Origin of the sequence: Amycolatopsis sp. CA-126428 (assembly GCF_002904335.1) — a bacterium.
GTDB lineage: Bacteria > Actinomycetota > Actinomycetes > Mycobacteriales > Pseudonocardiaceae > Amycolatopsis.
This window is the reverse complement of record NZ_PPHF01000165.1, coordinates 133,146-146,762: the sequence shown is the minus strand read 5'-3', so window position 1 is coordinate 146,762 and position 13,617 is coordinate 133,146. Positions and strand designations below refer to the sequence as shown.

Genomic DNA, 13,617 nt, shown 5'->3' with positions numbered 1-13,617 from the left:
GACGTCCTATACGTACGTGTAGTCGACTACACGCAAACATAGCCTGCTATACGCACGTGTAGCAATGGGGAAATCTGGCCACCCTTCGGCCCTTCCGGTGACCGCCCAACCGGGCAGCCGATTAGGCCATTTGGCTCGCAACCAATTGCGGTCTATGGGCTAACTGTCTGATTGCTGACGCAGATCCCACCCTGTGTACTGCTCGGACGCACATCTTCACGAAGGGTCGTTTCAGTGGAACAGCACAGATCGCGCTGGAGACGGCGGGCCGGGATCACCATCCTCGCCACCGCACTCGGTGCCTCCGTCCTCGGCGTCGCGGTCCCGGTGGCCTCCGCCCAGCAGGCCCCGCCGACCAACGGCGCGGCCGACGGCAAGACCCTCGACGAGCACGATCGCGCGCTCGTCGCCGAAGCCGAGAAGTCCGGGAAGCCCGATGTCACGCTGCTGATCGCCGCGGAAAAGGGCCAGACCGGCACCGCCGTGAACGAGCTCAAGGCCCTCGGCGGGGTCGTCCAGTCCACCGACACGAAGCTCGACTACATCAAGGTCAGCATCCCGACCGCCAAGGCCGAAAAAGCCGCGAAGCTCAAGTCGGTCAACGCCGTCGACGTCGACGGGCTCATCGTCCGCGACGACCCGAAGCCCGACGGCGCGATGACTCCGCTGCCGCAGCCGGCCCCGGGCAAGAACACCCCGCGCGTCAACCCGTACCTGCCGACCGGCGACACCTACGCGGCGCAGTTCGGCCAGGTCCTGCCGGGCTGGGACGGCAAGGACACCACGGTCGCGGTGCTCGACTCCGGCGTCGACCTCGACTCCCCCGCGCTGGCCACCACCAGCCACGGCGAACGCAAGATCGTCGACTGGTACAACGCCAACGCCACCAACTCCGGCGACGGCACCTGGGTCAAGCAGTCGACCCAGACCTACACCGGCGCCTTCACCGCCAACGGCAAGACCTGGACGGCCCCGGCGACCGGCGGCCCGTACACGTTCGGCGTCTTCGGCGAGACCGCGGGCGACCTGGGCGCCGCGGACAGCGAGACCGGCGGTGACATCAACCGCGACGGCGACCGCGCCGACTCCTGGGGCGTGCTGCTCGACCCGGTGACCAAGGAGGTCCGGGTCGACCTCAACGGCAACGGCGACTTCACCGACGAGAAGCCGATGACCGACTACAACAAGAAGTACGACGTCGGCTTCTTCGGCAGCGACAACCCGGCGACCGACATCGCCGAGCGGATGGCCTTCGTGGTCCAAACCGACAAGCCGGGCTACGTCGGCATCGGCATCGCCGGCGCGGAGCACGGCTCGCACGTCGCGGGCATCGCCACCGGCAACGACCTGTTCGGCGGCAAGATGGACGGCGCGGCCCCGGGCGCGAAGGTCCTGGCCGTCAAGGTCTGCCTCACCAGTGCCGGCTGCACCTCGTCCGGCCTGATCGACGGCGTCGTGTACGCGGCCAGCCACGGCGCCGACGTCATCAACATCTCGATCGGCGGCCTGCCGGCGCTCAACGACGGCAACAACGCCCGCGCGGAGCTCTACAACCGCACGATCGCCGAGTACAACGTCCAGATCTTCATCTCGGCGGGCAACAGCGGCGCGGGGGCGAACACCGTCGGCGACCCGTCGGTGGCCACGGACGCGATCTCGGTCGGCTCGTACATCACCAAGGAGACCTGGCTGTCGAACTACGGCTCGGTCACCAAGAACCCCGAGTCGATGCACCCGTTCTCCTCGCGCGGCCCGCGTGAAGACGGCGGTTTCAAGCCGGACATCATCGCGCCGGGCGCGGCGATCTCCACCACCCCGCGGTGGGAAGCTCCGAGCCCGGTGGCCGGCACGTACCCCCTGCCGGCCGGTTACGCGATGCTGCAGGGCACGTCGATGGCGGCGCCGCAGGCGACCGGCGCGGCGGCACTGCTGGTGAGCGCGTACAAGGCGACGCACAGCGGCCAGCGGCCGCCGGTGGCGCAGCTGCGCGCGGCGATCAAGTCGACCGCGCGGTTCGTGCCGGGCATCGGCGCGTACGCCCAGGGCGCGGGCCTGTTCAACGTCCCCGCCGCGTTCGTCGCGCTTTCGCTCAACCCGAAGCCGGACGCGGTTTCGACGTCGGTCGAGGTGCACACCGTCCAGTCCGGGCTGCTGGCCACGCCGAACACGGGCGTGGGCATCCACGACCGCGAGGGCGTGACCACGGGCAAGGCGTACACCCGCACCTACACGATCACCCGCACCACGGGCTCGGCGCACCCGGTGCCGTACTTCGTGCGGTGGGTCGGCAACGACGGCACGTTCAACTCCGGTGGCACCGTGGTGCTGCCGCTGAACACGCCGGTGAAGTTCGACGTGCACGTCAACCCGAAGAGCGCCGGGGTCCACTCGGCCCTGCTCTACCTGGACAACCCGCTGACCATCGGCATCGACGTGCAGACCCTCAACACGGTCTTCGCGCCGCAGGAGTTCGTCGCCGGCAAGGGTTTCCAGGTCGACGTCTCGGGCAAGGCCGCCCGCAACCAGGCGACCAGCTACTTCGTGCGAGTGCCGCAGGGCGCCAGCGCGCTGAAGGTGGACCTGGACGCCGGCGCCGGCGCTCCGGGCAAGGGCCAGGTGCGGTTCCTGCGGTACGACCCGACCGGTGTCCCGGCCGAGGCCAGCACCGCGACGACCGCGTGCTACCTGCCCGACGCGGGTGCGGGCTGCGCCGGCGGCACGCCGACCAGCCGGACCATCGCCAACCCGCTGCCGGGCGTGTGGGAGATCACCGTCGAAGCGCGGCGGACGTCCGATGTGGACGAAGCGCCGTACAAGCTGTCGGCTTCGGTGCTGGGCACGGCGATCTCGCCGAACCCGGACACGATCGCTTCGGCCACGCTGGGCACGCCGATCGCGCGGACCTACACCGTGCAGAACACGCTCGGCGCGTTCACCGGCAAGCTGACCGGCGCCACGCTGGGCAGCGCGAAGACGCAGCGGCCGACGATCACCGAAGGCACGCAGCAGCAGTACCAGATCGCGGTGACGCCGGGTTCGACGTCGCTGACCGCCACGATCGGCAACCCCGCCGTCGTGGGCACGGACCTCGACCTGGTGCTGTACAACTGCACGACCGGCAGCTGCGTGCAGGCGGGCGTCAGCGCGGACGGTGACTCCGAGGAGTCGGTGACCGTGCCCAACCCGGCGCCCGGGGTGTGGGTCGCGCTCGTCGACGGGTACGCGGTCCCGGGCGGCACCACCGCCTACGACTACCTCGACGTGTTCACCAACCCGGCGTTCGGTTCGATCGCGGTGAACGACGCCAACGCCCTGCGCGCGTCGGGCAGCTCGTGGACCGTGCCGGCGACGGTGACGGCCACCGCCGCCCCGGCCGCGGGCCGGACCCTGCGCGGTCAGCTGACCGTGCAGACCGACACCGGTGTCACGGTCGGCTCCTCGCTGGTGCAGATCAACGCCGTGAGCTAGCAGGTCTGCCGCGGCTTGTCGTGAGTGGTAAGGCGGGTTCTAACCCGCCTTACCACTCACGACGCGCGGGTGACGAAGGACGCCGGGTCGGCGAGGACGCGGTGGATGACCCGGCCCGCCGCGCCGAGGGTCGCCGCGTCGCCGCCCAGGCGGGAGGCGCTCAACACCGGGGGCGCGCCGCGCAGGCCGCCGAGGCGGGTGGTCAGCACCTCCGACACCGGTCCGGACAACCACGGGTACAGCTGCGTGAACACCCCGCCCAGCACGATGCGGTCCAGGTCCAGCAAGTTTACCGCCGACGTCAGGGCGATGCCGAGGGCACGGCCGGCCGCCGCGCACGCCGCCAGCGCCGTCTCGTCGCCCCGCTCGAGGGCGCTCAGCAAGGCCGGCACCGAGGCGGCGTTCCCCGCCGTCAGCAACGCTTCCTGGCCGGCGTAGGTCTCCAGGCAGCCGCTGCCCCCGCAGCGGCACGGCGCCCCCTCCGGGGCCACGACCACGTGCCCCAGCTCGCCGGCCAGGCCCGTCGCGCCGGAGTACAGCACGCCGTTCACGACCAGGCCGGCGCCGATGCCGATTTCGCCGGACACGTAGAGGAAGTCGCGCTCGCCGTCGCCGTACCAGAGCTCGCCGAGCGCGGCGAGGTTCGCTTCGTTGTCCAGCTCGACCGGGACCGGCAGCCGCAGCAGCTCGGCCGGGCGGACGTCCTGCCAGCCGAGGTTGGGGGCGCTGAACAGCACGCCGTCGCCGACCGGGCCGGACACCGCCAGCACCGCGCCCGCCGCCTCCAGCCCCAGCCGGTGGGCCTCGGCGAGCGCGTCGGTGGCCAGGTCCTGCAGCTCGCCCAGGACCTTCTTCGGCCGCGAGCCGCGGTTGTCGCGTTCGCGGCGGGCGGCGAACCGGACTTCGCCGGTGAGGTCGAGCACGCGCACCGCGAGGTAGTCGACGTTGATCTCCAGCCCCAGCGACGCCATCCGCGCCCCGCTGAGCACGACGTCCACCCCCGGCCGGCCGCGTTCGCCCGCCCGGGCGGGGCCGGTCTCGGCGAGCAGGCCCGCCTCCACCAGGTCGCCGACGAGCTTGCTCACGGTCGACTTGGTCAGGCCGGTGACCTCGGCGAGCGCGGCCCGGGTGAGCGGGCCGCCGCGGCTGACGGCGCCCAGCACGACCTCGAGGTTGCGGGCGCGCATCTCCTCGTGCCGCACGGCCTGCGTCATCGTGTCCTCCCGCGAAGCACTGTAACCCGGCCCCTTGACGCCGGGGACCCCCGCGGCGCATATTTAGTCTACAACGTGAACTAAATGAAGGGACAGTCATGAGCGACTTCGCTCCCCAGCCGGCCGACAAGTTCACCTTCGGCCTCTGGACCGTGGGCTGGCCCGCCGCCGACCCGTTCGGGGTCGCCACGCGGCCGCCGCTGGACCCGGTGGAGAGCGTGCACCGGCTGGCGGAGCTGGGCGCCTACGGCGTGACCTTCCACGACGACGACCTGCTGGCCACCGAGCCGGACCGCGACAAGGCGATCGAGCGCTTCCGCAAGGCGCTCGCCGAGACCGGTCTCAAGGTCCCGATGGCGACGACGAACCTGTTCACCCACCCGGTGTTCAAGGACGGCGGCCTGACCAGCAACGACCGCGACGTCCGCCGGTACGCGCTGCGGAAGGTGCGCCGCAACCTCGACCTGGCGGCCGAGCTGGGCGCGCAGACCTACGTCGTCTGGGGCGGCCGCGAAGGCGCCGAGTCCGACGCCGCGAAGGACGTCCGCGCGGCGCTGGACCGCTACAAGGAGGGCCTGGACCTGCTCGCCGACTACGTCGTCGAGAAGGGCTACTCGCTGCGGTTCGCGCTGGAGCCGAAGCCGAACGAGCCGCGTGGCGACATCCTGCTGCCGACGATCGGGCACGCGCTGGGCTTCATCTCGCAGCTCGCGCGGCCGGAGCTGTTCGGGCTGAACCCGGAGGTCGGGCACGAGCAGATGGCCGGGCTGAACTTCGTGCACGGCATCTCGCAGGCGCTGTGGCAGGGCAAGCTGTTCCACATCGACCTCAACGGCCAGCACGGCCCGAAGTACGACCAGGACCTGATCTTCGGCCACGGCGACCTGAAGAGCGCGTTCTTCCTGGTCGACCTCCTGGAGAACGCCGGCTACGACGGCCCGCGGCACTTCGACTACAAGCCGCTGCGCACCGAGGACACCGAGGACGTGTGGGTGTCGGCGGCGGCGAACATGCGGACGTACCTGATCCTCAAGGAGAAGGCGGCGGCGTTCCGGGCCGACCCCGAGGTCGCGGAGGCGCTGGCGGCGTCGCGGGTCCCGGACCTTTCGACGCCGACGCTGGCCCCGGGCGAGACGTTCGACGACGTCCTGAACGACGAGTTCGACCTGGAGGCGGCGGCCGCCCGCGGCTACCACTTCACCCGGCTGAACCAGCTCGCCCTGGAGCACCTGCTCGGCGTGCGCTGACTCATTGCCGATGCCGCTACGCCGCGGGGAGCACTCCCGCGGCGTAGCGGATCGCGCCCAGCAGGAGCGCGCGGAAAGCCGGGTCGGCGTACGACTCGGCCGCGTGGCCGAGTCCGGTGTAGAACGCCCGGCCGCGGCCCTGCGGGTGGCACCACGTGATGGGGTGGTCCGCCCCCATCCCGCCCCCGGCGTAGCTGGACTCGTCCAGCGTCTGCAGCACCCGCACCCGCCCACGCGGGTTGGTGCGGAAGTCGTACAGCTCGTCGGTCCGGGTCCACACCCGCGGCAGGTGGGCCGTCGCCGGGTGGGTGCGGTCCTCGGTCACGAACCGGGCCTGCTGGATCTCCGGGTGGGTCTTGAACCGGGCGCCCACCAGCTGTCCGTACCACGGCCAGTCGTACCCCGTGTCGGCCGCCGCGTGAATGCCGACGTAACCGCCGCCATCCTCCACATAGGACTCGAACGCCGCTTGCCCCGCCGCGTCCAGCACCTCGCCGCTGGTCGACAGGAACACCACCGCGTCGTAAGCGGCCGTCACCGCCGACGCGTCTTCGGTCGCCGTGACGTCGAAACCGTGCGCCGCACCCAGCTCCCGGATCGCCCGGATTCCCGCCGGAATCGAGTCGTGCCGGTACCCGGCCGTCTTCGAGAACACCAGCACCCGCACGGGGAACCTCCTCATTCGCTCGGGATGGCGGCCGCCAGCAGGAGGTCCTTGACCTCGGTGGCGTGGATCTTCTCGCGCGCGAACGCCGGGTCGGAGCACAGCAGCACCGGCCCGTCTTCGGGCGAGTCGGGCAGCCGGCCGTGGCTGCCGCGGACCGGCGCCGGGTCGAGCGGCACGACCTGCATCGAATACCGCAGGCCGAGCTTCTTGCGGGCCAGCGCGGCCGCCGCCTTGAGCTTGACCTTCGGGTCCTCCGGGTCGAAGAACAGCTCGGCCGGGTCGTAACCGGGCTTGCGGTGGATCTCGACCGTCTTCGCGAAGTCCGGCGCGCGGTCGTCGCTCAGCCAGTAGTAGTAGGTGAACCACGCGTCCGGCTCGGCGATCGCGACCAGCTCGCCCGCCCGTTCGTGGTCGACACCGAGCCCGGCCTGGCCGGCGCGATCGAGGACGACGTCCACTCCGGACAGTCCGGCGACGGTGTCCCGCACCCGCGGGACGTCGGCCGGATCGGCCACGTAGACGTGCGCGACCTGGTGGTCGGCCACCGCGAACGCCCGGGACGTCCACGGGTCCAGGTACTCCATGCCCGCCTGGACGTACACGTTCAGCAGGCCTTCGCGGCGCAACGCCCGGTTGACGTCGACCGGCCGGTTCGCGTTCGTGATGCCGTACTCCGACAACGCGACGACCGTGTGCCCGCCCGCAGCCGCGAAGCCCAGCAGCGGCCGCAAAGCCGTGTCGATCTCCCGCGCGGCCGCCGCGGCCTGGGGTGCGTCCGGGCCGAAGCGCTGCAGGTCGTAGTCCAGGTGCGGAAGGTAGACCAGCGTCGTGTCCGGCCGGTCCTCGGCCATGATCTTCCGCGCGGCGGCGATGATCCACTTCGACGACGTGATCGCGGCCGTCGGGCCCCAGTAGGTGAACAGCGGGAACTCGCCGAGGGCACCTTCCAGGCGGTCGTGCAGCTCGGGCGGGTACGTGTAGCAGTCCGGGGACTTCTTGCCGTCGGCGTGGTAGATCGGCCGCGGGGTCACCGTGAGGTCGGTGTCCGCCCCCATCGCGTACCACCAGCAGACGTTCGCCACCCGGTGGCCGGGCTGCGCGCGGCGGGCCGCGTCCCAGAACTTGTCCCCCCGCACCAGCCGGTTGTGCTGGCGCCAGAGGAACACCTCGCCGAGTTCGCGGAAGTACCAGCCGTTGCCGACGATCCCGTGCCGCGCCGGGGTGAGCCCGGTCAGGAACGTCGACTGCACCGAGCAGGTGACCGCCGGGAACACCGTGCCCAGCTGCGCGGTGAAGCCGGGCTCGGCCATCCTGCGCAGGTTCGGCATGTGCGGGAGCAGCCGCGGGGTCAACCCGACGACGTCGAGCACGAGCAAACTCATGCGGGTACCTCTTCCAGGCCGAGGGCGGTCAGGGCCCGCCGGGTCCAGTCCAGCTCGGCCGCGATGCCCGCGACCAGCCCGGCGTCGTCGGCGGGTGCGTCCGGGAGCACCTGCCAGGTGTAGGTCTCGACCTCGACGTGGTCGGTGCGCGCGGCCGCGCCGCCGAACAGCTCGGCCAGGGTGGCGGCCAGCACCGGCCGGGTCGACGTCAGCGGCGGCGCCGGGTCGGCGTGCAGCGGGACGTGGAAGTGCACCCGCCACGGCGCCCGTCCCGGGAGACCGCCGGCCAGCGCCAGGTCGAGGTCGTCGGCACCGGGCGGAGCTCCTTCGTTGCTCTGGTGCAGGAACCTGGGCTCCACAAAGGACTCCAAGGCCGCCCGCGTCTCGGGATCGTTCGGTTCCGCGGCTTCCAGCGCGGCCGACGCCTGGAGCTTGACGACGGCCAGCCCGGCGGCATCGAGGCGGCCCAGGGCGGCGGCCGGGTCCTCGAACCCGACCGCGAGGTGGCAGGTGTCCAGGCAGACGCCCAGCCATTCGTTGTCCACTTCGGACAACAGAGCCGCGGCCTGCGCGGTGGTCTCGATGACGCAGCCCGGCTCCGGCTCGAACGCCACCCGCACCGGACGCTCCTGCTCCGCCAGCCCCTTGGCGAGGACCTCGAGCTGCCCGTCGTCGCCCCGCCAGTCCGTGCGCCAGCCGAGCGGCAGCGTCGACACGCTGCCGCGCACGGCGTCGTCCGGCAGCAGCTCGGCGAGCAGCCGCGCGAGGTCGAGGGTGTACCGCGTGCGCTCGGGCGCCGCCCAGTCCGGCCGGTAGACCTTGTGCTTGACGACCGGGTCGTGGAAGCCCTGGTACGGAAACCCGTTGAAGGTGACGACCTCCAGGCCGCGCGCGGCCAGCTCGCGCTTGAGGCGGCCCACCGCGGCCGGGTCGCCGGCCAGTTCGGCGGCGACCGGCCGGGCCAGCCACAGGCCGATGCCGAGCCGGTCCACGCCCAGGCGCTCGCGGACCGGCTCGCCGAAGCGGGCCAGCTGGGCGAGCACGCCGCCGAGGTCTTCGGCCTGGTGGACGTTGGTGCAGTAGGCGAGGTGGACGAGCGTGCCGTCGCGGTGCCGGAACCTCACTTGCGCGCCCCCCGCAGGATCGAGTTGCCCGCGAACTCGGCTTCCGCCGGTCCGCCGTCGAGGGAAAGCCGCCCGCTCTGCCCGTAGAACTCCACCGGGTTGCGCCACAGCACCCGGTCGACGTCGCCGGAGGAGAAGCCGGCGGCCAGCATCGCGTCGCCGGTCCGGCGGGTCTTGAGCGGGTCGCTCTTGCCCCAGTCGGCCGCGGAGTTCACCAGCACGCGCTCGGTGCCGTACTCCCGCAGGATCGCGACCATCCGGTCCTCGTCCATCTTCGTGTCCGGGTAGATGGAGAAGCCCAGCCAGCAGCCCGACTCCTTGGCCATCGCGACGGTCAGCTCGTTGAGGTGGTCGAGCACCACGCGTTCCGGCGCGATCCCCGACTCGCGGACCACGGCGATGCTCCGCTCGGTCCCGGCCGCCTTGTCGCGGTGCGGGGTGTGCACCAGCGCGGGCAGCTCGTGGGTGATCGCCAGCGCGAGCTGGGCGGCGAACGCCGTGTCCTCCTCGGCGGTCATCGAGTCGTAGCCGATCTCGCCGACCGCGACCACGCCGTCCTTCTCCAGGTACCGCGGCAACGAATCCAGGATCGGCACACAGCGCGGGTCGTTGGCCTCCTTGGGGTTGAGCGCGATCGTGCAGTGGTGGGCGATGCCGAACTGGCTCGCGCGGAACGGTTCCCAGCCGACGAGGGCGTCGAAGTAGTCGGTGAAGCTGCCGACGCTCGTGCGCGGCTGGCCCAGCCAGAACGCCGGCTCGACCAGCGCCCGGACGCCGGCGGCGTGCATGGCCGCGTAGTCGTCGGTGGTCCGGGAGCTCATGTGGATGTGGGGATCGAAGATGCGCATCAGCCGTCCTGTTCGTTCAGCAGGGTGCGGAGATCGGCGGGGACTTCGCGGCCCGCCGCGGCGCGTTCGGCGGCGAAGGACCGCATCATGCGCAGCAGCTCCTCGTCGGTCCGGCGGTCGAGCCCGGCGACGCCGGCCAGGGGAATGCCCATGAAGACGCACTTGAGGACGCCGTGGCGGTAGGCGGCGTCACCGAGGTGGGTGGCGGCGTACTCCCCCATCGCGGCGGTCACCAGGCGGGGGTCGTTGGTGCGCAGGGCGTCCGCGACCAGCTCGACTCCGGCGTCTCCGATGTCCACAACGGATAGTCCGAAGAGGACGGCCCGCTTTTCGGCCGCGTCGCCGTGGCGGTAGAGGTCGGGCATCTCCGCCGCGGCACCGGGAGCCGCCTTGAGCAGTTCCACGCGGGCCAGGTCATCGACGGTCCGGCCGGGGACGTCCGACGGCCCGCGGCCGACCCGGCGACCGACGCCCGGGAACACCGTGCGCAACGCCGTCGCGTCGGCGGCGACGTCGTGCAGCGCCGTTTCCAGCCAGGCGTTCACCCCGCCACCGCCTCGCGCAGGAATTCCAGGGACTCGCGGGCGATCCGCGGGGCCGCGTGGCTGTCCCGCGGCAGTTCGACGGCCACGAGCCCGGTGTACGGCGCCAGCGCGGCCAGCACGGGCGGGAAGTCGATCTCGCCCTTCCCGAACTCCAGGTGCTCGTGCGTGCCGCGGCGCATGTCGTCGATCTGGACGTTCACCAGCCGGGGCAGAGCACGCCGGACGCAGTCGGGCACGGACGCGGACTCGTTGCACCGGCAGTGCCCGATGTCCAGCGTCAGCCCGAACCGCTCCGGGTCACCGAGCCGGCGCGCCAGCTCGAAGTACCCGTCGAGATCCTCGACGAGCATCCCGGGCTCGGGTTCGAACCCGAGCCGGACGTCGTGCTCGTCGGCGGCCTTGAGCACGTCGGTGCAGCCGTCGACCAGGTGCGCCCAGGCTTCCCCGGTGGGCAGGTCCGCGGGTTTGTTGCCGCTCCAGAAGGACACCGCTTCGGCGTTCAGGTCCGCCGCGATCGCCACCGCCCGGGTCAGGAACTCGATCCGGCCGGCCCGGTCGGGGTCCAGGAACGTCGGCGCGTGCTTGCGCCACGGGTCCAGCAGGAACCGGGCCCCCGTCTCGATCACCACGGCGAGGCCGAGGCGGTCCAGGTCCGCGGCGACCTCGGCGACGCGGCGGGCGAGGTCCGGCCCGAACGGGTCGAGGTGCTGGTGGTCGAGGGTGAGCGCGACGCCGTCGTAGCCGAGGTCGGCGAGCACGCGCAGGGCGTCCCCGAGCCGGTGGTTGGCGAAGCCGTTGGTGCCGTACCCGAACCTCATGTGGGCGACACCTGCCGGCTCAGCGCCCGCGCGAGCGGGAACGCGGCGGCCACGGCCAGCGCCGGGCGCCACGCACCGGTGCGCGCGATCAGCCCGGCCTGCAGCGGGATCATGCCGTGGATCCCGGCCCCGACCGCCCGCCGGATCTTCGCGGCGACCGGATCGCGGACGGCGTCGTACTGCGCGCCGCCGGTGGTCACGGCGTACGTCCCGAGCAGCGCCGCCGACAGCAGCCCGCCCCGGCCGGCGGCGACCCCGACACCGGCCGTCGCGGCCATCGCGGCCGCGGGCAGCGCGGGTCTCGCACCGTCCACTTCGGACCTCGACAGCGTTGTCACGGCGTAGGTGTGCGCCCCGACGGTCAGCGCCGCGGGCAGGGCGGTCTTCGTCCCGCCCGCACCGAGCAGGACGTCGAGGGCGCGGGCCGCGGCCATCGCGGCCGGGCCGAGCACGGTCTTCTTGAGCACGAAGTCGTAGGCCCACACGGTCGCGGCCAGCGGCACGGCGACGCGCAGGGCCCGGCGTCCCCCGGCGGCCGCGGCGATGCCCAGCCCGCCCGCGGTCAGCACGGTGGCGACGCCGAGCGCCGTCTCCGGCGCGACCCGGCCCGACGGGATCGGCCGTTCGGGCCGTTCGACCGCGTCGAGGTCGCGGTCGGCGTAGTCGTTGAGGGCCATGCCCGCCCAGTAGAGGCAGACCGAAGCGCCGGTCAGGGCCAACGTGCTGCGGCCGAACGGCCAGCCCGCGGCGGCGGCCCCGGCGACGGCGTCCCCCGGCACGGTCAGCGCGGCGGGCGCGCGGACGAGTTCGGCGAGCGCCCTCACCGGTGCGCCCAGGCGCGCAGGGCCGCGTACTGCGACGCCAGGTCGTGCGGGCCGGCGCCGACGGGATCCTTGAAGAAGAAGCCGAACTCTTCGACCGGGCCGGCCACGCCGTCGCGGCACGCCTTGCCGGTCAGCCGGGCGAGGTCGAGCACCAGCGGCGCGGCGAGCGCCGAGTCGCAGCCCTGCCAGGTGAGCTGCAGCGTCATGCGCGCGCCGAGGAACCCTTCGAAGAGCACGTGGTCCCAGGCGGTCTTCCAGTCGCCGAGCGCCGGCACGTAGTCGATGTGCACCTCGCCGTCGACCGGGCCGCCCAGGTTCCGGTCCAGCACCCGCTGCTTGGACGCGTTCTTGCTCGACGCGGCCGCCGGGTCGGCCAGCGTGGCGCCGTCACCGCCGCCGAGCAGGTTGGTGCCCGACCAGGCCAGGACGTTCAGCCCGCGCTGGGCGAACATCGGCGCGAGCACCGACCGCAGCAGCGTCTCGCCGGTCTTGCCGTCCCGGCCCGCGTACGGCTGCCCGGTGGCGCGGGCCAGTTCGTCGAGCGCGGGCAGGCGCGCCCCGGTGGACGGGGTGAAGTCGACAAAGCCACAACCGGCGCGGAAGGCGGCGTAGGCGTAGGAGGCGCTCGCGGGCAGCACGTCCTCGTCCATGTCCAGCGCGGCTTCGAGGGCGGCCAGGGAAGCGTGCGCCGGGTGCGGGTCGACCGGCGGCTCGGTGGAGGCGACGTTGAGGACGACGACGTGGTCCAGTCCGTTCCGGAACTCGGCCAGGTCCGCGGTCACCTGGCCGATCGCCGCACGGCCGCCCCCGGACGGCGCGGGGCGCAGCCGCGTCTCGGCCGCGGCCAGCTCGGCCGCGACCGCGCCGGGCAGCGCCGGCGGCAGCACCCCGGCGGCCACCAGGTGTTCGGCCCGCTTGACCAGCGGGGTGTCCACGACGTCGTGACCGCCGAAGACCAGCTCCCCCAAGCCGGGCAGCGCGGCCCCGGCGAAGTCCGGCAGGTCGGTCACGCAGCCGGTGCGCGCGGCCAGCCCCGCCCGCATCGCGGCGGCCCCGGCCACGGCCGTGGTGGCCACCGAGCCGCGGGCGCCGATCAGCCAGACGCCGATTTTCCCCATGGTTCCTCCAGTTCCCCGGTCCACCCCGCGCCGCCCGACGCGGGTCCACACAGCGAGAGTTCACGCCCCGGCCATGGCGCGGCCGGCGCGGCGGTACTGGGTTCTGTTGCCTGGTAAGAACTTCACGGCCGACGGTGCCGGCCCCCCGATTTCACGATACCGGCAGAAACTCCCAAACCGGGCCATCGGTGCAGACAACATGGCGGACAGGGGGCCGCTGCCCGAGCTGATCGCGGGGCGCCGGATCGGTTCTCTCGCAGCGGTTAGGCCATCCGGGATCAGCCGGCGGCCCTCGCCCCGCGGTCCGCAGGACCCGGAATTGTCGGTGGTCCCCGGTAACGTAAAAGCCGGGGGACCCCCAG

The 13,617-nt window shown here is 72.5% G+C and carries 11 protein-coding genes; 2 read left to right on the top strand and 9 right to left on the bottom strand.

Translation table 11 applies throughout. The features are described from left to right. Window positions 1-234: 234 nt before the first annotated feature. Window positions 235-3,468: a S8 family serine peptidase gene (locus tag C2L58_RS43040; protein WP_103343374.1), complete on the top strand. Its 3,234-nt coding sequence runs from the start codon at window positions 235-237 to the stop codon at window positions 3,466-3,468. A 56-nt stretch (window positions 3,469-3,524) separates the two neighbouring features. Here C2L58_RS43040 and C2L58_RS43035 read toward each other — a convergent pair whose 3' ends face one another. Then, the gene (locus C2L58_RS43035; RefSeq protein ID WP_103343373.1) at window positions 3,525-4,682 is read right to left on the bottom strand and encodes an ROK family transcriptional regulator; all 1,158 of its coding nucleotides are present in this window, start codon (window positions 4,680-4,682) and stop codon (window positions 3,525-3,527) included. Window positions 4,683-4,780: 98 nt separating this feature from the next. On the opposite strand from C2L58_RS43035, the gene xylA reads away from it, so the two are divergent. Then, a complete protein-coding gene (xylA, locus tag C2L58_RS43030) occupies window positions 4,781-5,929 on the top strand; it encodes a xylose isomerase (protein WP_103343372.1) in 1,149 nt (382 codons plus the stop codon). 16 nt (window positions 5,930-5,945) lie between these two features. Here xylA and C2L58_RS43025 read toward each other — a convergent pair whose 3' ends face one another. From C2L58_RS43025 to C2L58_RS42990, 8 genes are read right to left on the bottom strand one after another with little or no spacing between them, the layout of a single operon-like run. Continuing rightward, the gene (locus C2L58_RS43025) at window positions 5,946-6,596 is read right to left on the bottom strand and encodes a ThuA domain-containing protein (protein WP_103343371.1); all 651 of its coding nucleotides are present in this window, start codon (window positions 6,594-6,596) and stop codon (window positions 5,946-5,948) included. A gap of 11 nt (window positions 6,597-6,607) precedes the next feature. Continuing rightward, window positions 6,608-7,978, bottom strand: coding sequence for an alkaline phosphatase family protein (locus tag C2L58_RS43020; RefSeq protein ID WP_103343370.1), 1,371 nt, complete (start codon window positions 7,976-7,978; stop codon window positions 6,608-6,610). Next, entirely contained in the window at window positions 7,975-9,102 is a 1,128-nt protein-coding gene (gene eboE / locus C2L58_RS43015; protein WP_103343369.1) for a metabolite traffic protein EboE, read from the bottom strand. Before eboE ends, C2L58_RS43020 begins: the two co-directional genes overlap by 4 nt. After that, window positions 9,099-9,950, bottom strand: coding sequence for a TatD family hydrolase (locus C2L58_RS43010; RefSeq protein ID WP_103343368.1), 852 nt, complete (start codon window positions 9,948-9,950; stop codon window positions 9,099-9,101). Before C2L58_RS43010 ends, eboE begins: the two co-directional genes overlap by 4 nt. Further along, window positions 9,950-10,495, bottom strand: a complete 546-nt coding sequence (locus tag C2L58_RS51635) for an EboA domain-containing protein (protein ID WP_103343367.1) — start codon at window positions 10,493-10,495, stop codon at window positions 9,950-9,952. The genes C2L58_RS43010 and C2L58_RS51635 overlap by 1 nt, the downstream gene beginning before the upstream one ends. Then, window positions 10,492-11,313, bottom strand: coding sequence for a sugar phosphate isomerase/epimerase family protein (locus C2L58_RS51630; protein WP_103343366.1), 822 nt, complete (start codon window positions 11,311-11,313; stop codon window positions 10,492-10,494). The genes C2L58_RS51635 and C2L58_RS51630 overlap by 4 nt, the downstream gene beginning before the upstream one ends. Continuing rightward, window positions 11,310-12,137 carry an SCO3242 family prenyltransferase gene (locus C2L58_RS42995; RefSeq protein WP_199191703.1) on the bottom strand — a complete coding sequence of 276 codons (828 nt, stop codon included), beginning with the start codon at window positions 12,135-12,137 and terminating at the stop codon, window positions 11,310-11,312. The genes C2L58_RS51630 and C2L58_RS42995 overlap by 4 nt, the downstream gene beginning before the upstream one ends. After that, window positions 12,134-13,255: an inositol-3-phosphate synthase gene (locus tag C2L58_RS42990; RefSeq protein ID WP_103343365.1), complete on the bottom strand. Its 1,122-nt coding sequence runs from the start codon at window positions 13,253-13,255 to the stop codon at window positions 12,134-12,136. The genes C2L58_RS42995 and C2L58_RS42990 overlap by 4 nt, the downstream gene beginning before the upstream one ends. Window positions 13,256-13,617 lie beyond the last annotated feature (362 nt).